This is a genomic window from Rhodococcus sp. NKCM2511 (genome assembly GCF_014905595.1).
GTDB classification, from domain to species: Bacteria; Actinomycetota; Actinomycetes; order Mycobacteriales; family Mycobacteriaceae; genus Rhodococcoides; species Rhodococcoides fascians.
The window spans coordinates 147,426-166,786 of record NZ_BNHJ02000005.1 but is presented as its reverse complement, the minus strand read 5'-3'; the positions used below and the strand labels follow the sequence as shown (position 1 = coordinate 166,786).

General features: G+C 63.0%; 18 protein-coding genes. 12 read left to right on the top strand and 6 right to left on the bottom strand.

What is annotated here, in order from left to right; genetic code table 11:
- The first annotated feature begins 167 nt into the window (after positions 1 to 167).
- Positions 168 to 824 (top strand): DedA family protein, encoded by a 657-nt coding sequence (locus JLZ96_RS24205; protein WP_201011492.1) that lies wholly within the window; start codon positions 168 to 170, stop codon positions 822 to 824.
- Between the two features lie 29 nt (positions 825 to 853).
- On the opposite strand, the gene JLZ96_RS24200 is transcribed toward JLZ96_RS24205, so the two are convergent.
- A complete protein-coding gene (locus JLZ96_RS24200; protein WP_201011491.1) occupies positions 854 to 1,921 on the bottom strand; it encodes a ParB/Srx family N-terminal domain-containing protein in 1,068 nt (355 codons plus the stop codon).
- Between the two features lie 108 nt (positions 1,922 to 2,029).
- Positions 2,030 to 2,560 carry a GNAT family N-acetyltransferase gene (locus JLZ96_RS24195; RefSeq protein ID WP_201011490.1) on the bottom strand — a complete coding sequence of 177 codons (531 nt, stop codon included), beginning with the start codon at positions 2,558 to 2,560 and terminating at the stop codon, positions 2,030 to 2,032.
- A gap of 116 nt (positions 2,561 to 2,676) precedes the next feature.
- Between JLZ96_RS24195 and JLZ96_RS24190 the strand changes: the two genes are divergently transcribed.
- The 4 genes from JLZ96_RS24190 to JLZ96_RS24175 are packed head-to-tail and all read left to right on the top strand — an operon-like array spanning position 2,677 to position 6,466.
- Positions 2,677 to 3,528 (top strand): ABC transporter permease, encoded by an 852-nt coding sequence (locus tag JLZ96_RS24190; protein WP_374758067.1) that lies wholly within the window; start codon positions 2,677 to 2,679, stop codon positions 3,526 to 3,528.
- 3 nt (positions 3,529 to 3,531) lie between these two features.
- A complete protein-coding gene (locus tag JLZ96_RS24185) occupies positions 3,532 to 4,251 on the top strand; it encodes an ABC transporter ATP-binding protein (RefSeq protein WP_094718747.1) in 720 nt (239 codons plus the stop codon).
- Positions 4,252 to 4,287: 36 nt separating this feature from the next.
- Positions 4,288 to 5,334 carry an ABC transporter substrate-binding protein gene (locus JLZ96_RS24180; protein WP_094718748.1) on the top strand — a complete coding sequence of 349 codons (1,047 nt, stop codon included), beginning with the start codon at positions 4,288 to 4,290 and terminating at the stop codon, positions 5,332 to 5,334.
- Positions 5,335 to 5,362: 28 nt separating this feature from the next.
- Positions 5,363 to 6,466: an LLM class flavin-dependent oxidoreductase gene (locus tag JLZ96_RS24175; RefSeq protein ID WP_032393124.1), complete on the top strand. Its 1,104-nt coding sequence runs from the start codon at positions 5,363 to 5,365 to the stop codon at positions 6,464 to 6,466.
- A 108-nt stretch (positions 6,467 to 6,574) separates the two neighbouring features.
- On the opposite strand, the gene ribA is transcribed toward JLZ96_RS24175, so the two are convergent.
- The 4 genes from ribA to JLZ96_RS24155 all read right to left on the bottom strand — a co-directional run bounded on the left by ribA (position 6,575) and on the right by JLZ96_RS24155 (position 10,250).
- Complete coding sequence (gene ribA / locus JLZ96_RS24170; RefSeq protein ID WP_094718750.1) at positions 6,575 to 7,801, bottom strand: GTP cyclohydrolase II; 1,227 nt, start codon at positions 7,799 to 7,801, stop codon at positions 6,575 to 6,577.
- A complete protein-coding gene (locus tag JLZ96_RS24165) occupies positions 7,801 to 8,298 on the bottom strand; it encodes a flavin reductase family protein (RefSeq protein ID WP_094718751.1) in 498 nt (165 codons plus the stop codon). The genes ribA and JLZ96_RS24165 overlap by 1 nt, the downstream gene beginning before the upstream one ends.
- Positions 8,295 to 8,801, bottom strand: coding sequence for an NADPH-dependent FMN reductase (locus tag JLZ96_RS24160; RefSeq protein WP_201011488.1), 507 nt, complete (start codon positions 8,799 to 8,801; stop codon positions 8,295 to 8,297). Before JLZ96_RS24160 ends, JLZ96_RS24165 begins: the two co-directional genes overlap by 4 nt.
- A gap of 156 nt (positions 8,802 to 8,957) precedes the next feature.
- A complete protein-coding gene (locus JLZ96_RS24155; RefSeq protein WP_201011487.1) occupies positions 8,958 to 10,250 on the bottom strand; it encodes an NtaA/DmoA family FMN-dependent monooxygenase in 1,293 nt (430 codons plus the stop codon).
- Positions 10,251 to 10,667: 417 nt separating this feature from the next.
- Between JLZ96_RS24155 and JLZ96_RS24150 the strand changes: the two genes are divergently transcribed.
- The 7 genes from JLZ96_RS24150 to JLZ96_RS24120 all read left to right on the top strand — a co-directional run bounded on the left by JLZ96_RS24150 (position 10,668) and on the right by JLZ96_RS24120 (position 19,354).
- Positions 10,668 to 11,495, top strand: coding sequence for an ABC transporter ATP-binding protein (locus JLZ96_RS24150; RefSeq protein WP_032384811.1), 828 nt, complete (start codon positions 10,668 to 10,670; stop codon positions 11,493 to 11,495).
- Positions 11,492 to 12,535: an ABC transporter permease gene (locus tag JLZ96_RS24145; protein ID WP_032384812.1), complete on the top strand. Its 1,044-nt coding sequence runs from the start codon at positions 11,492 to 11,494 to the stop codon at positions 12,533 to 12,535. Before JLZ96_RS24150 ends, JLZ96_RS24145 begins: the two co-directional genes overlap by 4 nt.
- Positions 12,535 to 13,416, top strand: coding sequence for an ABC transporter permease (locus JLZ96_RS24140; protein WP_032388509.1), 882 nt, complete (start codon positions 12,535 to 12,537; stop codon positions 13,414 to 13,416). Before JLZ96_RS24145 ends, JLZ96_RS24140 begins: the two co-directional genes overlap by 1 nt.
- A gap of 122 nt (positions 13,417 to 13,538) precedes the next feature.
- Entirely contained in the window at positions 13,539 to 15,197 is a 1,659-nt protein-coding gene (locus JLZ96_RS24135; RefSeq protein ID WP_201011486.1) for an ABC transporter substrate-binding protein, read from the top strand.
- Positions 15,198 to 15,381: 184 nt separating this feature from the next.
- A complete protein-coding gene (locus JLZ96_RS24130) occupies positions 15,382 to 16,689 on the top strand; it encodes an NtaA/DmoA family FMN-dependent monooxygenase (protein WP_201011485.1) in 1,308 nt (435 codons plus the stop codon).
- 32 nt (positions 16,690 to 16,721) lie between these two features.
- The gene (locus tag JLZ96_RS24125; RefSeq protein ID WP_201011484.1) at positions 16,722 to 18,035 is read left to right on the top strand and encodes an NtaA/DmoA family FMN-dependent monooxygenase; all 1,314 of its coding nucleotides are present in this window, start codon (positions 16,722 to 16,724) and stop codon (positions 18,033 to 18,035) included.
- Positions 18,036 to 18,064: 29 nt separating this feature from the next.
- Positions 18,065 to 19,354, top strand: a complete 1,290-nt coding sequence (locus tag JLZ96_RS24120) for an NtaA/DmoA family FMN-dependent monooxygenase (RefSeq protein WP_201011483.1) — start codon at positions 18,065 to 18,067, stop codon at positions 19,352 to 19,354.
- Positions 19,355 to 19,361 lie beyond the last annotated feature (7 nt).

The following is a 19,361-nucleotide window of genomic DNA, read 5'->3' as shown; positions in this document are numbered from 1 at the left end:
AGCAGCGTATCCGAGCAAGTGGCCGCTGACACTGCGGTAAACCACACACATCCGTGCAGATAGCCCCGCGGCAGGCGACGGTTTTCCTCGATGTCCCGCATCCACATAGTTCGTAGCGTTTTCCGTGTCCTTCACGACCGGAAACATAGACGAACAAGGGAATTGCCATGTCCAACATATTGATTGCTACAGCAGCAGAAACCAGCACTCTCGACGGACTGGCCGGGTGGGCGGTCGGCGTCATGGATGCCCTTGGCGGCCCCGGCGCAGCGGTCGTCGTCGGTGCCGACAATCTGTTCCCGCCGATCCCGAGCGAACTCGTTCTCCCACTTGCCGGGTTCTCGGCCAGTCAGGGAGCGTTCTCTTTCGGTGCTGCGCTCTTCTGGACGACGCTCGGCTCGGTACTGGGCGCGGTCATCGTCTACGCGGTGGGTGCGCTCATCGGACGCGAGCGCACACGGGCATTGGTAGCGCGAATTCCCCTGATCAAGGCCAGCGACTTCGACCGCTCGGAGGCATGGTTCGCCAAGCACGGCTCGAAGGCAGTTCTGCTCGGCCGAATGATCCCGCTCTTTCGTAGCTTCATCTCCCTGCCGGCCGGGATCGAGCGGATGGGAATGGCGAAGTTCCTTCTACTCACCACCATTGGGAGTCTCATCTGGAACACCATTTTCGTCACCGCGGGATACAAGCTAGGCGAGAACTGGCACCTGGTCGACTCGTACGCCGAGATCCTGCAGAAAATCGTTATCGTGACGGTCGCCATGGCTTTCGTCGTCTTCGTGGCCCTGCGATTGCGGTCTCGCCGCCAGGCTGGTGTGTGACAACGCCGGCCCGGCGACCTGACATGCACCTATCGGGGCAGCCCCATTTTGTATTGCAAGGCGTAGGCCAGTTTGCCGGGCTTGTCGCCCGAGTACGGTTCCGAAAGCTTTCCGAATTCGCCCTTACCAGCAGCCTTGCCGTCGTTCCAGGAAGCCAGTGCGCCGAGTTCCGCTGCGGTGCGGCCGCTGTCGATGACTGTGTCTTTCGGGGCCGCCACCTGAGCGCGCGAGACCGATTCGACGGTGCTCAGGTAGCTCGCCAGGTTGTTGCTGTCCCAGCCGCTGATGTCGACTTCCGCCGAGTCGCGAACCCATGCACCCCAATAGAATTCCTGGAACGGGATCGTGCCGGGTGTGAAGCCGATATCGCGAGCGAAGTACATCAGGCTGCGGTACTTGTCGTTCTGGAACTTGGCGAGGCCGACTCCCGACGGAAGCTGCTCCACCGGAACCTCGTTGCCGTCGACGTCGTAGTTCCACACCCACTTCTCGGCCTTCATCCGTGCCCAGAAATCCGCCGGGCTCAGATCGCTGAGATTGGCCACCACCCGCAGACGAAGATGCAGATTCGGTCCACCGTCGGCCGTTTCGTAGAACGAGGTGAGCGTGTGGTGTCCGTCGGTCAGGTACGGCACGCCGCCCGGTCCGATGACGACTGTCTTCATGGGCGCGATCGTGTCGGGTGTTTCCTGGCCGACGGCAACGGTGCAGGTGAACGACGACGGATTGTCCAGTCGTGCATCGGGTAACGCGGAGGCGGCCTCTTCCTGCCCGTTGGCCTCGCACCAGTCGTCGAATTTCTTGTTGATCTCGTCCTTGCCGAGTGTGTATCGACCGAGCTTGTAGTACACCTCGTCGTATCCGAGTGAGGGTTGCGTCGCGCGGACATCACCGATCGGCAGATCGAGAAGCTCACCCGCTTCGGCACATCGGTAGCCGAGGCCCGAGGACGATCCACTGGGAAGCAGGTCCGCAACCTGACACAGCGGCGACGCCGTCCGTGCCGGGACGGCAGTGGCAACGCCGCCCATCGACGTGGAGACGATCGAGATCAAAGCGAGCGTGCCCAGTAGAGCAGCTCTGCGACGCGATGCCATTCGTGAAACTCCCAGAGTTCGGAAAGTGAAGTTTTCCGAGACTGTCGCACCGCGGTCACCGGCCGGTGTCGGGGAACCGACGGGGAGGTGAACGTCGCGTGATGTGCGTCAGCGATCCTCGCGCAACAGTGCGTAGACGAGCGTGTCGGTCCACTCGCCCTTGCACCACCAGTTTTGGCGGAAGTGCGCTTCCTGACGCATCCCGACCCGGGCGGCCAACCGGGCCGACGCGTCGTTGCGTCCATCCATCTGTGCGCTGACCCGGTGGATCTGGGGCAGTGAGAACACGTGCTCGATCAACGCATCGACCGCCTCGGTCGCGTAACCACGACCGGCCACGGCAGGGGAGAACGTCCAGCCGAGTTCGACGAGTGCCGGCGAACCGTCAACGAGCCATGCTTCGACGTTGCCCACCACCGTCCCGTCGTGTTCGACGACCATCGCGAGCGCCTGGGTGTGCAGCCCGCTTCGCTTCATCCGTTTGCTCACCGCCGCAACAGCATCGGCGTGCGTCCACGCTTCGTGCAGGAGGTAGCGGCACACTTCCGGGTCGCTGTAGTAGGCGGGAATCCGGTCTGCGTCGTCGGGTTCGTACAGACGCAGCGTCAGGCGTTCGGTGTGAATGGGCTCGACGTTCATGACAGCGATTCTGCCCGACCTAGATTCACGCTGATTCGAACCCTGTTCTCGGACCCGCATCGTGACGGAGGGTGGTGAATTGAACCTGCTCCTCATTAACCGGAAGGCACGTGAACATGGTCGTCACGTCGTACGCCCCACCCGCTGGGCCCGTGCACATGCGCGTCAGCGACGCCGGCCCCGCACCCGCGTCACCGAAGCAGTCTGTGTGGCAGCGCTACCGATGGACCGTCGTCCGCAGTCTGTCGCCCCTCGCGCTCCTCGTTCTGTGGCAGATCGCCAGCGCTGCCGGAGTTCTCTCCGAGCGAGTGCTGCCCGCACCATCCTTGGTCTTCGACGCGGGTGTGCAGTTGCTGCGCAACGGTCAGCTGGTCGAGGCACTCGCCGTCTCCGGCACCCGTGTTGTTCAGGGACTCGTGCTGGGCGGGGTGATCGGGGTGGTGCTCGGCGCGCTCGTCGGACTGTCGAAGCTCGCCGAAGCAACCGTCGATCCACCGTTGCAGATGCTGCGTGCACTGCCGCACCTCGGACTCATCCCGCTGTTCATCCTGTGGTTCGGGATCGGCGAGACTCCCAAAATTCTGCTCATCGCTCTGGGAGTTGCATTTCCGCTGTACCTCAACACGTACTCGGCCATCCGTCAGATCGATCGCGACTTCCTCGACACCGCCGTCGTACTGGGTTTCTCGTGGCGTCAACGCTTCACCACGATCATCCTGCCCAGCATTGCTCCACAGCTGCTGGTGGGATTGCGACAGTCGTTGGCTATCGCCTGGCTGTCCTTGATCGTGGCCGAGCAGATCAACGGCGAATCAGGACTGGGCCACATCATCAACGATGCCCGAGACTTTCTGCGCTTGGACACCATCATCTTCGGACTGGTCGTCTACGCGCTGATGGGAATCGGCACCGACGGAATCGTACGAATCCTCGAAAAGCGTGCCCTCCGTTATCGATTGGATGCGTGATTCATGACTACGACGACGACTTCCGTCGCCACCCTGCACGGCATCGACAAGTTCTACGGATTCAGCCACGTGCTGAAGGGTGTCGACCTGTCCATCGAGCGCGGCGAAATCGTCTCGCTGGTCGGACGTTCCGGCTCCGGAAAGTCGACCATCCTGCGTGTCCTGGCCGGACTGTCCACGGACCACACAGGAGAGCGGCACGTCGCCGGGCATCCTGCGGTCGCGTTCCAGGAACCACGCCTGTTTCCGTGGCGGTCGGTTCGCCAGAACGTGTCCTACGGTCTGAACACCGCAGGGGTCACCGGCACCGAGGCATCGACTGCTGCGGACGCGACGCTCGACGAGGTGGGGCTGGCCGAGAAGCGAGACGCATGGCCACTCACGTTGTCCGGTGGGCAAGCTCAGCGCGCTGCGCTGGCGCGGGCATTGGTGGGGGAGCCCGAACTGCTGCTCCTCGACGAACCGTTCGGAGCGCTCGACGCACTCACACGACTGACCATGCAGTCACTTCTGCTCGACCTGTGGGGACGGCACCGCTTCGGCATCCTCCTGGTCACGCACGATGTCGACGAGGCGATCGCGCTGGCCGATCGGGTTGTAGTGCTCGAGAACGGCGCAGTCTCGGACACCGTCACCGTCGATCTGCCCCGCCCCCGCGATCGCGGAACGCCGGGCTTTTCCCGCCTTCGCACCCATCTGCTCGGAGCTCTCGGAGTTCACTGACCGTCCAATTCGGCAAATGACAAGGATCTTTCACACATGTCGTCACATGCTCGTCCTCGATCTCTGCGCGCACTCGGTGTGCTCACTGCCCTGTCCTTGACGGTCGTCGGACTCACCGGTTGCGTCTCGCGTGGTAGCGATACCACCAACACCCAAGCCCCGGAATTGGTCTCGAACGACCAACTCGCCACGGTCACCCTCGATGTCGGCGACCAGAAGGGTGGCACCGAAGCCCTACTGCGCGCATCGGGTGAGCTGGACTCCGCTCCCTACGATGTTGCGTTCTCCACCTTCACTTCCGGCCCGCCTCAGGTGGAGGCGGCAACGGCCGGCCAGATCGACTTCGCGGTCACCGGCAACACGCCCCCCGTCTTCGGGGTTGCAGCAAATGCACGCATCAAGGTCGTCTCCGCCTACACCAACGATGCGAGCGGCGATCAGATTCTCGTGCCACCGGATTCGACTCTGGCGTCGTTCGCCGACCTGCGCGGTAAGAAGATCGCGGTGGGCAAGGGAAGTTCGGCGCACGGACACGTGCTGCTGCAGTTACAGAAGGCCGGCTTGACCACCGACGACGTTCAGCTGGTGTTCCTTCAGCCTGCCGATGCGCTGACGGCATTCACCTCGGGCGAGGTCGATGCCTGGGCGATCTGGGATCCGTTCACCGCCATCGCGCAGGTGCAGAACGGCTCGAAGACGCTGACCACTGCCGAGGGTGTGGCCAACGGTTATGGCTTCGGTATCGCGTCTCAGCAGGCTCTGGACGATCCCGCGAAGAACACTGCGCTGCAGGACTTCGTGGTTCGTCTGGCCAAGGCGTCCGCATGGGCGGACGCACACCCGGCAGAGTGGGCGTCGGCGTACTCGACGGCCGTCGGCATCGACCCGGCCGCGGGTGAATTGGCGCAGGGGCGAAGCCAGCGACCCGCAATTGCTCTGGACGACAACGTGATCGAATCCGAGCAGACGCTCTTCGATGTATTCGTCGAGAGCGGAAGCATCCCTGGCGGCAACACGTTCGCAGACTTCGTCGACACGCGTTACAACGACGCCATCGCCGCCGCGACCGCCTCCACCAACTGATCACCCACCACGTCGTAGGAGTTCACTCGTGACCGCACGCATTTTCTGGTTCCTCCCCACCGCTGGCGACGGCCGCTCCATCGTCGGTGCATCTCACGCGTCGGCCAACATCGTCGAACCTGCCGGGTTCCGTCGTCCGTCGCTGCGGTACCTCACGGAGGTGGCTCAGGCCGCGGACCGCCTCGGCTACGAGGGAGTGTTGACACCGACCGGAACCTGGTGCGAGGACGCCTGGTTGACCACCGCCGCGCTACTGCAGAGCACCCGACGGTTGAAGTTCCTTGTCGCCTTCCGTCCCGGCCTCACGCCGCCCACGTTGGCGGCGCAACAGGCAGCGACGCTGCAGCGGTTCTCGGAAGGTCGGGTGCTGTTCAACATCGTCACCGGGGGCGACGACGTCGAGCAGCGTCGTTTCGGGGATTGGATCGATCACGATCGGCGATACGCCCGCACCGACGAATTCCTCGGACTGGTGCATCGGATCTGGACGGAGACGTCGGTCGATCACGAAGGCGAATTCTTCAAGGTGGCCGATGCGCGTGTTTCGGAGGCACCGGACCCGTTGCCCGAGTTCTGGTTCGGCGGCTCGTCGGATCCCGCACTCGCCGTCGCCGCCAAGCATGTCCAGACGTATCTGACGTGGGGTGAGCCTCCTGCCGACGCCCGCGCCAAGATCGAGAAGGTGCAGGCGCTCGCGGACGCCGAGGGCCGCAAGCTCACCTATGGCATTCGCCTGCACACCATCAGCCGCGACACCTCCGAAGAGGCCTGGGCCGTCGCACAAAAGTTGCTCGACGAGCTTCCCGAGGAACAGGTGTCTGCGGCGCACGCGCTGCACTCGTCGTCGCAGTCCGAGGGACAGCGCCGGATGGCCGCATTGCACGGGGGCAGCAAGGATTCGCTCGAGATCTACCCGAACCTCTGGGCCGGAGTCGGTCTCGTTCGAGGCGGTGCCGGCACCGCGCTGGTTGGTTCGCACGAGGAAGTTGCCAACCTGATCGGGGAGTACCACGACGCCGGATTCGACGAGTTCATTCTGTCCGGCTACCCGCACCTCGAGGAGTCCTACCACTTCGCCGAAGGTGTTCGACCCATCCTCGACGCGCGAGGAATCACGGTCCCCGCACGCTAGGGCACGTGGGATCGAACCACCGGGTGTGCTGGTTATGGGAAATCTGTCCAGTAGAGCTTGTGAAAAATGGATGATAGAAGGCTACGATGGCCTCGATCGCTCGGCCGTTCACCAACCCTGAGCCACGCTGTGCGGCAAAAAATGTCCCATCTGGGAGCGCTTGGTCTCGAGGTAGTGGATGTTGGCCTGCGCGGCACCCACGACGATAGGCAACCGTGAACTGACGTCGACGCCGTGCGCTTCCAGGCCACGAATCTTGTCGGGGTTGTTGGTCAACAAACGAACCGTGGTCAGACCCAGGTCTTTCAAAATAGCAGCGGCACCACCGTACTCACGTCCGTCGGCCGGTTCGTCGAGTTCGAGGTTGGCCTGCACGGTGTCGAAGCCCTCGTCCTGCAGGCGATAGGCCGCGAGCTTCTTCAGCAAACCGATTCCGCGGCCCTCGTGACCACGCATGTACACGAGTACACCGCCGTCGGCCGCGATCCGTTCGAGTGCGGTGTTCAGCTGTGGACCGCATTCGCACCGCTGCGACAGAAACGATTCTCCGGTCAGGCACTCCGAGTGCACGCGAACCATGGCGTTGTCTCGGACGTCACCCGACACCAGCGCAACGTGTTCGGCCCCGGTCTTGTGATCGAGGTAGCCGAACATCTTGAAATCGCCGTGCGGGGTCGCGAGGACTGTCTCCACCATTCGCTCGACCCGAGCGGGACCGGCCACCGGTGCCGGATCGCGAAGCTGCCGATAGGCGATGAGTTCCTCGATGGTGAGCACCGGAAGCTGCATCCGCGCACCGAGATTCTCGATCTCGTGGAACTGCATCATCGAACCGTCGTCGGCAACCAGCTCGGCGATGACGCCGACAGCGGGAAGTCCGGCGAGGGCACACAGGTCGACGGCTGCTTCGGTATGACCCGGCCGCTCCAGGACACCGCCGGGTCGCGCACGCAGGGGAAGCACGTGGCCGGGACGGATGATGTCGGTGGCGACGGAACCGGGATGGGCGAGTACCTGCAGTGTCCGGGCGCGATCCGCAGCGCTGATACCGGTGGTGATGCCCACAGCTGCATCGACGGTGACGGTGTACGCGGTCCTCTTCGGATCCTGATTGTTCGACACCATCGGCGGTAGTTCGAGAGCGTCCGCCCTGGCGTCGCTCATCGGAGCGCACAGCAGCCCCGAGGTGTTGCGGACCGTCCATGCCGTCCATGCGGGAGTGATCCGGTCGGCCGCCATGATGACGTCGCCCTCGTTCTCCCGATCGGCGGAATCGGTGACGAACACCGGCTTTCCGGCGCGGAGCGCTTCGAGCGCATTTTCGACGGCGCTCATCAGAGATCAACCGCCAACCGACGAAACTTACTGCCATGAAACACGATCGGGGCAACACCGTCCTTGACCTCGAGTTCGTTGATGCGCAGCAGGACGATGTCGTGATCACCGGCCGTGACCTGTTCGGTGACACTGGCATCCAGCCACATGCTCGCACCGTCGATGAAGACTGCACCGTCCTCGGTGGTGGTGGTCGTCAATCCTTCGAATCGGTTGCCCGTCTTCGCGGCGAGTGTGCGAGCCGCGACGTCGTGCAGTTCGCCGAGCACACTGATGCCGATTCGTGAGGCTGCAGCGAATTTCGGCCACGTGGTCGAGGTGTCCTGAACGCAGAAGGCGACGAGGGGCGGGTCGATCGACACTGCAACGAAACTGCTTGCGGCCATGCCGATCTTGACTCCGTCGATCTCGGCGCAGACGGCGACGACCCCACTGGGGAACTGTCCGAACGCGTTTCGCAGCACGGACTGGTCGAGGCTGGTGGTGCTCAGGGTCATGATGCATCCGTTCGTGTTCGAGCCGCGGCGAGTATGGTCTCGCCCCAGCGGGTGACGTAGTCGGCGATCCGAGTATCGGTGGTGTACGTCGAATCGATGAGGTACAGGCCAGGGGCCGGGGCGACCGCCCCGAGTTCGACGAGAACGTGCTTCAGAAACAGATCCGGTGCCATTGCGTGCGCCGGACCACCGCCGAGCATGAGCGGTACGGCGACGACATTCTTCAGTCCGGTATCGCCGGCGAATTGATCGAGGAACAACTTCAAGACGCCGGTGTAGGTGGCCTTGAACGTCGGGCTTGCGAAGACGACGAAATCGGACGACGCAACGGTCCCGACTGCGGCCTGCACGGCCGAGTCGCCCCAGCCGAGCAGTCCGGCACCGAGCGTGATCACGTCGATCGTCTCACCGGGCTCACCGGTCAGTGCGGTGGCGAGGACTCGCGCGGCGTCGAGTGTCCGCGACTCCGGCTTCGGATTGCCCGCTACAACAGTAATTTTCATTCGTTGGCGCTTTCTACGAGGCGATGGCACCAGCCAACACGAGGAGCGTGACGGCCGTGAGACTCGAACGTTGCGCGGCCATTGCGCTGGTTCCGGCGGATGCGTCAGGGGTTCTGAACTGGGGCACTATCGAATTTCTGGTGATACAACGCCGGTTCAGAAGGCGGCGAGGTTCTCGCGGAACGTGGTTCGGGAGTAGCCGTCGCGAATTGCTCCACGCCGACGCAGCGCGGGTGCGAGTCCGTCGGCGATCTCGGAGATCACTTTGCGGGTGACGGGGGAGGCGATGAGGAACCCGTCGCCGCCGACGAACTCCATTGCCTCGTCCATCTTCTGCGCGACGGTCTCGGTCGTTCCGACGAGTTCCATCGACTCGACCGTCGGATAGTTGGCGATGATCTCGCGCAGCGTCTTACCCGATTTGGCCATGTCCTCGAGGGTGCTCTTGTGGCCGTTGTATTTGGTCAGGTCGGGAACCGGGGCGTCGATGTCGAATTGCGAGAAGTCGGTGCTGCTGAGATACGACATTGCGGCCAGGACACCGTCGATGTTGTTCTTCTGCACCTCACGCATCCGGTCGCGCTTGACGATGGCTTCCTCGTCGGTGTCGGCCATGATGGGACTGACGAGGAAGAGCACCTTCACGTCGTCGGGCTTGCGGCCGTAGTCGACCAGCCGCCGGCTGATGTCCTCGCGGTATTCCTTCATCGCGTCCAGTCCGCGAACATTGGCGATGATGGTGTCTGCGTGTTTGGCCCCGAACGCGCGCCCGGCGGGGGAGCCGCCGGCCTGACAGATGACCGGCCGACCCTGGGGACCGCGGGGAATGTTCAACGGTCCACGGGACGCGTAGTACTTGCCCTCGAATTCGATCTTGTGGATCTTCTCGTGATCCGCGAAAACACCTGACGCCGGGTCTAGAACCAGCGCGTCCTCGTCCCACGAATCCCACAGTTGCGATACGACGTCGACCCATTCGTCGGCCATCTCGTAGCGAAGGTCGTGTTCGATCTGTTTGGGCAGTCCGTAGTTCTGTGCGGCACCGTCGGCGCTTGCGGTGACGAGGTTGATTCCGACCCGGCCCTCGGTGACGTGATCGAGCGTGGACATCAGGCGGGCGGCAAGGAACGGCGGATAGAAAGTGGTTGCGACAGTGGCGATTATGCCGATTCGCTCGGTGGCGTCGGCCATCAGTGGAACGAGTGGCATGGGATCGAAACGCACGGTGGTTCCGCGACGAACCGAGCTCTCGAACGTTCCGCGATACACGTCGGATAGCACCGAGGAATCCTCGAGCATGATGTAGTCGAATCCGGCGCGCTCCAGGCTTTTTGCCGCGTCGACGAACAGATCGGGGCGGCCGATGTCCGACGCGACGTTTCCGGACCACGGTTGGTTCCAGCCGTAGACACCGAATCCTGTGGTGAAGAACCAGCCGAGATGCATCATGCTGCAACGCCTTTCGTCGGCGATGACGTCGAATGCCGATGTGGCCGAGGTACGTCGGTGCGAGCGCGTTCGTACATGTCACTCCTGTCGTGATGGTGGGCAATGCAGCGATTGCAGATAGGTGAAGCCTGCTGCAACTGCATTACCGAACATGGCGCAGGAGTAAATGAGCTATTACGCCGCAGACAAGGCCTGCTGGAGCGCCTGTAGAGCCGGATAACGCCGCCCACGTCGGCAGCGGTAGCTGATCGAGACCTACGTCACTGTGGCGTTTAGCCCCATTCCATGCCCTTTGAGCTGCATGTTTGCTCGGCGTAATACTTCAGTTACGCCGAGGGTCGCTTTCAGTAACGCGTCGCGAGAAAGCTGTGCAGTCAAGCAGCAGATCTGCTGGAGACAACCGCCTGGAGGATCTTGATGAGTGGCAATTCGCGCACAGCGTACGCCGAGATCGACGTCGAACAGCTGGGCAAGACTTTCGTTCGCTCGGGATCCGGCACACCGGCTGTCGACGACATCAGCATGAAAATCACGTCGAGCTCGGCCGTCGGCATCGTCGGTGAGTCCGGCTCCGGGAAATCGACGTTGGTCCGGATGATGTGCGGCCTGTTGTCGCCGACTACAGGGTCGGTGTCGTACAACGGCACCGAACTGAACGGGGTGTTGTCCTCACGGGCAGGGCGACGCGATTTCAGATCCAAGGTGCAATACGTCGCGCAGGACACGACGTCGTCGTTCGATCCGCGTCGAACGTTGCGTGACGCCGTGCGGTTGCCCGCCATGCGTCTGCTGGGGATGAATGCCAAGACCGCCGATGCCCGCGTGGACGAGACGCTCGCGTCGCTCGAGCTGGACCCGGCGATGGCCGATCGGTTCCCCACCGAGGTGTCGGGCGGACAACGGCAACGCTTCTCGATCGCACGAGCTCTGGTCGTCGAACCTCGCATTCTGTTGTGCGACGAAGTGGTGTCCGCCTTGGACGTCTCCGTTCAAGGAGCAATTCTGAACATGCTGCGGCAGTACTGCATCGACTCGGACTGCGGCCTGGTGTTCGTTTCCCACGGGTTGCCGGCCACCGCATTCATCGCGAGTGAACTCGTTGTCATGAGAAACGGTGTGATCGTGGAACAGGGCACAACAGACGATGTGGTCGAACGGCCCCAGGATCCCTATACCGTCGAACTGCTCGACGCGTATCGCGGGGACGAACAGGTCGAGCAACTCGCCGTGGCGGCTGCGCGATGACGGGCTTTCTCGGACGTAACCGGTGGTGGATAGGCCGGATCGCCGTCCTGCCAGTGCACCTGTTGGTGTTCGCTGTTGCGGCCTTCTTCCTGGTGCGAGCCATCCCGGGCGATCCTGCACGTGAGGTTGTCGGTCCCGAGGCCACCGAGGCGGACTATCTGGCAACGAAAGCGGAACTCGGTCTGGACGGAAGTTTGTGGTCGCAGTTGATGACCTATCTGGGAAATCTTCTCCACTTCGATCTGGGCAACGCGATCATGACCGGCAGACCGGTCACGACCGACATCGCAGACCGGCTGCCCGGCACGGTGGAACTGGCGGGAATTGCCTTCACCGTTCTCATCACCGTGACGCTCGCCCTGTCAGCGGTGGTGGTCGCCAAGCCCCGGTCGGTCGCGGCGCGAGTGGTGCGTTGGTACGGCCAAGCTGCCGGTGCGGTCCCCGAATTCGTCGTCGGTGTGGTCGGGATCTTCCTGTTCTACGCCACCCTGCAGGTGGTGCCGGCACCCTCGGGCCGGATCAGGGCAGGGCTCACCGAACCCGAGCCGATCACGTCCTTCCCTCTGCTCGACGCCCTTCTTCGCGGTGACTCCGTCGTCGTGTCCTCGATGTTCTCGCATCTGCTTCTTCCCATCGGAGTACTCGTCGTGTCGGTGACGCCGATTCTGCTCAAGCAGCTGCTGACTGCACTCGATTCCAGCCTGACCGCGCAGCCGACACTGTTCAAGGTCGCCACCGGATCGGCACGAAAGTACATCTACGCCAGCGCATATCGCCGCGCGCTGCCTCCCACCGTCGCATTGTTCGGCCTGGTGTTCGGGTCGCTCCTCGGCGGCGCGGTCATCCTCGAGACCCTCTTCGGCCTCGGCGGAATGGGGCGGTACGCAGTGGAGGCAGTGGCTGCGACGGATCTCATTGCGCTGCAGGGCTTTCTGCTCGTGGTCGCGGCGATCTCACTGCTCGTCTTCCTGTGCGTCGACCTGATCAACATGTTGCTCGATCCCCGGCGCAAGCCGGGTCGAGCAGGAGGTGGTTCCTGATGGTTGCCCTGATACCGAAGAAAGCCGGCACAGACTCGGCGACGCCGTCGAAGCGGCGACGCCCGGCCGCGATCGGCACGGTTGCGCTGGCGGTGCCGTTGGCGTTGATTCTGCTCGTCACGTTGATCGGCCCGTGGATCGTGCCGTTCGATCCGACCAAAGTTGTGGGCGCGCCGTCGCTGTCGCCGGATTCACAGTTCTTACTGGGAACCGATTCCAACGGTCTCGATGTCTTCTCGCGGACCATTGCCGGCGCACGAATCGACGTCACCATCGCTCTCGCAGTGACCATTGCTGCCACGATGGGAGGCATCCTGATCGGGTTGATAATTGGGATGAACGAGGCGGGCCGCGGTCTCGGCGGCTTCCTGGCCCGCGCCGCCGCTCGTTTCCTGGACCTGCTCGAAGCCGTCCCGACGGTGATTGTCGCCCTGGTGGTGGTCTCGTTCTTCGGGACGTCGTCGATCACGATGATCTTCACGTTGTCGATCATTCTCGCGCCGATTCAAGCCCGGCTCGTCCGCACCGAGGTGCTCCGAGTGCGCGGCGACGCATACCTCGACGCGGCTCGTCAGGCGGGACTGTCCGAGACACAACTGGTGTTCCGTCACGTCCTGCCCAACTCGTCGGTTCCAGCGCTGCAGAACGCATCGGTGGTGTTCGGCATGACGATCATCCTCACTGCGGCACTCGGCTTCCTCGGTGTCGGACTGCCGCCGCCCACCCCGGAATGGGGCTCGATGATCACCCGCGGCGCAGGCGACGCCGCGATCGGCAAGTTGTGGTCGGCGGGCGCACCTGCCCTCGCCCTGTGCCTGACAGTGGCCTCCGTTGCCGTCGTCGGCCGCCGACTGACCAAGGGCACCCGCCGCTCTCACTGACAGCCGTAACGGACAGCGACGTCCGCATATCTCTCTCGTCCACGACCTCCCGCGATCGAAGCCGTCGGCTCGACCGGTGATGACACCTGCATTCGTGCACTCAGCAAGGAGAACGAACCCACGTGAAAATCTCTCATCGATTGTCGGTCGGAATCCGATGGACAGTGCCGTTGCTCGTCGGCGCGCTCGCGCTCAGCGCGTGCTCGGACGGTGGCGGCAGCCAGGCCTCGGCATCGACCTCGGGCGAGATCGTCGTCGTCACCCCAGATCAGGCGTCGAATGTGGTGCGCGACTACGGCTACACCGCCGGCACCGACAATCAGGACGTCACCAACAACATGCACGCCCAGTTGATCCGTAAGCCGTACGTGGAGGAAGACGGCTCGGATGCGCTCGTGCAGGATTACTACAATTTCGAGCCGTACCTCGCGGACAGTTACGAGGTGAGCCCGGATCAGCTCGTCTACACGTTCCATCTGCGTCAGGGAGTGATGAGCGAGCACGGAAACGAGCTCGATGCCGACGACGTTCTGTGGTCCTTCGAGCGTAAGTTCGCGACCCCGGGCGGCGGTATGGCCGGCTACTTCAAGCCGATGTTGGTCGACCCGGCGACCCAGTTGAAGAAGATCGATCCGTACACGGTCAGCTTCACGGTCGAGAAGGCCGGTTACGGTTTGACCCTGCTGGCCAACCTTGCCGAGAACATCGGATCGATCTACGACAGCAACTATCTGATCGAGAATTCCACTCCCGAGGATCCGTACGCGGTCGCGTGGGGTGCGGCAGACATGATGCGCGGCAACTTCGGTTACGGCGCATACATGTTGGAGTCGGTGACGCCGGGTCAGGAAATCGTCATGCGAGCGAACCCCAACTTCGTTCTGGGTGAACCCGAGATCAAGCGCATGATTCGGCGTGTGGTGGCCGACCCGGCGACCAGAGCCAACATGGTCACGCGCGGCGACGCGGATGTGGCACTGGCGCTGCGCTCTTCGGATCAGGCGACCCTGGAGAGCAACGACGCCGTGACCGTCCCGACGACGACGTCCAATCAATACTTGCTGTTCTCGATGAACACCACCACTGCTCCGTTCGCCGATGCGCGTGTGCGTCAGGCGATGGCCTACGCGATCCCGTACGACCAGATCATGTCCGACGTGTTCTTCGGCCGGGCGTACAAGTACAACCACGTTCTCGACGACAAGGCACCGAACTGGGACGGCAGCGACCTTCCGAAGTTCGACAGCGACCCGGAACGTGCGAAGTCGCTGTTGGCCGAGGCTGGACTACCAGACGGCCTTGCCTTCACCCTCAGTGTCAACAATCAGCTTCCGGCCGCTCAGGACACCGCGATCCAGATTCAGTCGTTCGCCTCCGAAGCCGGCATCGATGTGACGATTGCGGAACTACCTGCAGCGCAACTCAATGCCGACACGCTCGACGGTAAGGTGCAGGCCAGCTTGAGTATCGGCGCATCGGTCACGATGACTCCGCCGTACTCACTCCAGTTGCTCACTCAGCCCGGTGGCGGTTCCAATGTCGCTCTCTGGAACGACCCCGAGTTCCTCGGAATGGTGCAGCAGGGTCTCGACGCAGGCGACGCCCTGAGCCCCGAGGCCGGCGTGTTCTGGAACGAGGCAGAGCTCCGCATGACCGAGCAGGCCCCGTACATCTTCATCGCCCGAGTACGGCCGTCGGTGGCGCTGAAGGCGGGCATCGACGGCTTCGTGCAGCGCACCGACTTCCGAATCGACTACTCGAATCTGACCCTCGGCACCTAGAAATCGTTGCACCGTAGGTAGTTCGGTCGGCGGTCATATCCCGATCGCCGACCGAGCTACCGGGACCGATGCAGCGAAACGGCGGCGAAATCAGACGGCTACCGAGAACGCGGTTCGTCGAAACATGAACACGGTGTAGTCGACCACGACGCAACGCGGACGAATTATCAGCGAGGACTTTCACATGACAGACAACAGATTTCATCTCGGTTGGTTCGGCAGCTTCGTGCCGACGACCTGGAACACCGCATTCGAGGGCAGCGACAGTGGAGACTGGCTCAACGGAGACTTCTACGTCGACTTCGCCAAGACGCTCGAGCGCGCGTGCTTCGACTTCCTGCTGTTGGAAGACTCGTCGATGGTCTCGGATACCTACGGCGGAAGTTCGGAAGCGACCTTGAAGACCGGCGGTTGGGCGCCCAAGGGTGATCCGATTGCTCTGGCTCCCCTGCTCACTCGCGCGACGAGCCGATTGGGCGTCGCGCTGACGGCGTCCACGTCGTTCTACCCGCCCTACATGCTCGCTCGGTCCATTTCGTCACTCGATCACCTGTCTTCGGGGCGAATCGGCTGGAACGTGGTGACCTCGAGCGAGGATCGAGCCGCGCAGAACTTCGGAATGGACGCACTCCCGCCGCACGACGAGCGGTATGCACGAGCAGACGAGTACGTGCAGTTGGTCGAGCAGCTCTGGGATTCGTGGGACGCGGACGCGGTGGTGATGGATCGCGAGACGTCGACGTACGTGGACCACACCAAGGTCCACACCATCGACTTCCAGGGCAAGTACTACTCCTCGCGTGGTCCGCTCAACACCATGCCGTCACCGCAGGGCCGGCCGGTCATCACGCAAGCCGGGGGCTCACCCGCAGGCCGCGACTTCGCGGCCAAACACGCCGACATGATCATGGCCCTTCCCAAAGGCGTTGCCGCGATGAAGGAGTACCGGGCCGACATCAGGCGTCGCATGGAGCTGCACGGGCGGGACCCCGACTCGGCGAAGGTGATGTACGTGGTCTCACCCATTCTCGGTGAGACACACGAGGATGCACTGGCCCGCCAGGAGCGCAAAGCCGATGCGGTGCGCGCCAACCCGGCGGGTGTCCTCATCGGTTGGTCGGCGAGCATGGAGATCGACTTCTCGACGTTCGACCTGGACAAGCCGATGCCCGACGACGTACACACCAACGGGCACCAGTCCACGCTGGAGAACTTCCGCAACTGGGCCGATGGCCGAACACTGCGCGAGGCATGTGTCGCGTACCGAACCGAGTCCATGGAACTGGTCGGGACCCCGGATGCCGTTGCCGCGCAGATGGGTGACGCCATGGCCGAGGTCGGCGGCGACGGGTTCCTGATCTGGAGCCAGCCGCACAACCGGCGCTACATCGGCGAGATCGCCGACGGCCTCGTTCCGGCCCTGCAACGACGCGGGCTGATGCGCACCGAGTACACCGGCGAATATCTGCGCGATCACCTGCTCGAGTTCTGAGCACCCATAGCTCCCACGACTGGAGAAACGTCATGACTGCCAAAAAATTTCACCTGGGATGGTTTCTCGGGGCCGGTTTCGGTGTCCAGTCCTGGAACCAACCATGGTCCGGTACCGGCGCCACCGACTGGATGATGCCCGATCAGTACGTCGACCTGGCCTCCTCGCTCGAGCGGGCCTGCTTCGACTTCCTCATCATGGAGGATTCGGTTCAGGTCTCCGATACCTACAAGGGCTCCATGGAGTACTACCTGGCGACGGCTACCGCTGCGCCCAAACATGATCCAGCGGTTCTGGCGGGCATCCTGTCCTACACCACCAAGCACCTCGGTATCGTGCCGACGCTCACCACGACGTTCTACCACCCGTACACGGTCGCCCGGTTGATGTCGACACTCGACCACATCGCTGCCGGGCGAATCGGCTGGAACATCGTCACCGGCAGCAACACTCGTGCCGCGCAGAATTACGGCTTCGACATGCCCGAGCACGATCTTCGGTACGACATGGCCGACGAGTTCGTCGAGCTCGCCTGCAAGCTCTGGGACTCCTGGGAAGACGGTGCGGTGCATGCGGACACCTCGGCAGGCGGCATCTACGCCGACCACGAGAAGGTCAATCGTATCGACTTCGAGGGCAAGTTCTTCAAGTCCCGTGGTCCGCTGAACACCATTCCGAGCCCGCAGCGTCGGCCGGTGTTCCTCCAGGCCGGGGGATCGGACAAGGGTAAGGAGTTCGCAGCCAAACACGCGGACGCGATCATCTCCAATCCTCATGGCACCGAGAAGATGCGGCGCTACCGCGAGGACATTCGCCAGGGAGCGATCGAGGCGGGTCGAAATCCCGACGACGTCAAGGTCATGTACCTCATTTCCCCGATCCTGGGGGAGACGACGGCGGAGGCCAAGGCCAAGCAGCAACGTCGGGCAGATGCGGCATCGAAGAACATCGACGGCCTGCTCGCCGGACGCTCACACCTGTCCGGCATCGATCTGAGCCAGTTCGATCTCGACGCGCCGTTGCCGGCCGATCTCGAGAGCAACGGACATCGCAGCAGTTTCGCCGAGTTCAGGGGAGACGGCACCCAGACTCTGCGGGACCGCATCACCGCCCACAGTGCCATCGACACACTGGAATTCGTCGGAACCCCCGACGACGTCGCAGACATGATGGACGGCGTCATGCAGGAGGTCGGCGGCGACGGCTTCCTGATCGCGGGCGCACCCATGAATCGCCGTTACGTCGCGGAGATCACCGACGGACTCGTACCTGCGCTCAAGCGTCGCGGACTGACCCGAACGTCGTACGAGCACACACACTTCCGCGAGAACCTTCGCGCCTTCTAGTCACACTTCGGATCTGGAAAGAGGAAGCTATGTTCCACCTTGGTTGGTTCTTGAGCTGGCAGGTCCAGTCGTGGAACCAGATGTGGTCGGGTGAGGGCGGCACCGAATGGAACCACCCCGAGCTGTACATCGACATGACGCGGTCACTCGAACGCGCCGGATTCGACTACATCATGTTCGAGGACGGCGCGTTCGTCCCCGACTCGTTCGGTGGATCCTCGAAGTGGTGGCTCGCCAACGCCCGGTCGGTACCCAAGCAGGACCCGAATTCGCTGCTGCCCATTCTGAGTCAGCACACCGAGCGTCTGGGCTTGATCGCCACGATGACCACCTCGTTCCATCCGCCATACATGGCGGCACGAACCTCGGCCACTCTGGACCATCTCAGTAACGGCCGGGCAGGCGTCAATCTGGTCACCTCGCACAATGTTCGGACGGCACAGAACTTCGGCTACGAGGAGATGTTCGAGCACGATCACCGCTACGAGATGGCCGACGAATGGATCGAACTCGTCAAGCAGTTGTGGTCGTCGTGGGAACCGGACTCGGTTCGGCTCGACCGCGAGGCGGGTGTCTTCGCCGACTTCACGAAGGTGCACAACATCGACTTCGAGGGCAAGTATCACTCCTCCCGCGGTCCACTGAACACCACACCGACTCCCCAAGGCCGACCGGTGATCTGCCAGGCCGGTGGGTCGCCTGCGGGCCGCGGGTTCGCGGCGAAACATGCCGAGACGATTCTCGCTCAGGTCGAGAGTGTCGAGGCCATGAAGGCGTACCGCGACGACGTCCGCGCTCGGATGGTCATCGAGAGGCGGGACCCCGATTCGTGCAAGATCATGTTCATCGTCAACCCGGTCCTGGGTGAAACCGACCGCGAAGCGCAGGACAAGCACGAGCGAACACTGGCCGGCTTTCGGAACGATATCGATGTCAACCTCGCGTCGATGTCGTACGCGAGTGGTATCGACTTCTCGAAGTTCGATCTCGACGCCCCGATTCCTGCAGTCGAAACCAACGCCGGTAGGGCCACGATGGCATTGATCGGTGCCAACACGGCCGGGATGACGCTTCGAGAGGCGGCCAGCTCGGACATCAGGAAGTCTGTTCCCCTGATCGGTACCGCCGACGCAGTCGCCGAACAGATGGGCGACATCGCCGCGGAGGTCGGCGGCGACGGATTCCTCATCGCCGGCAACGTACATCGCCGCTACATCAGCGAAATCACGGACGGTCTCGCGCCCGAACTGCGCAAGCGCGGTCTCATTCGAGACGGATACGCACACACGCTGTTCCGCGACAACCTGATGGACTTCTGATCGTCAC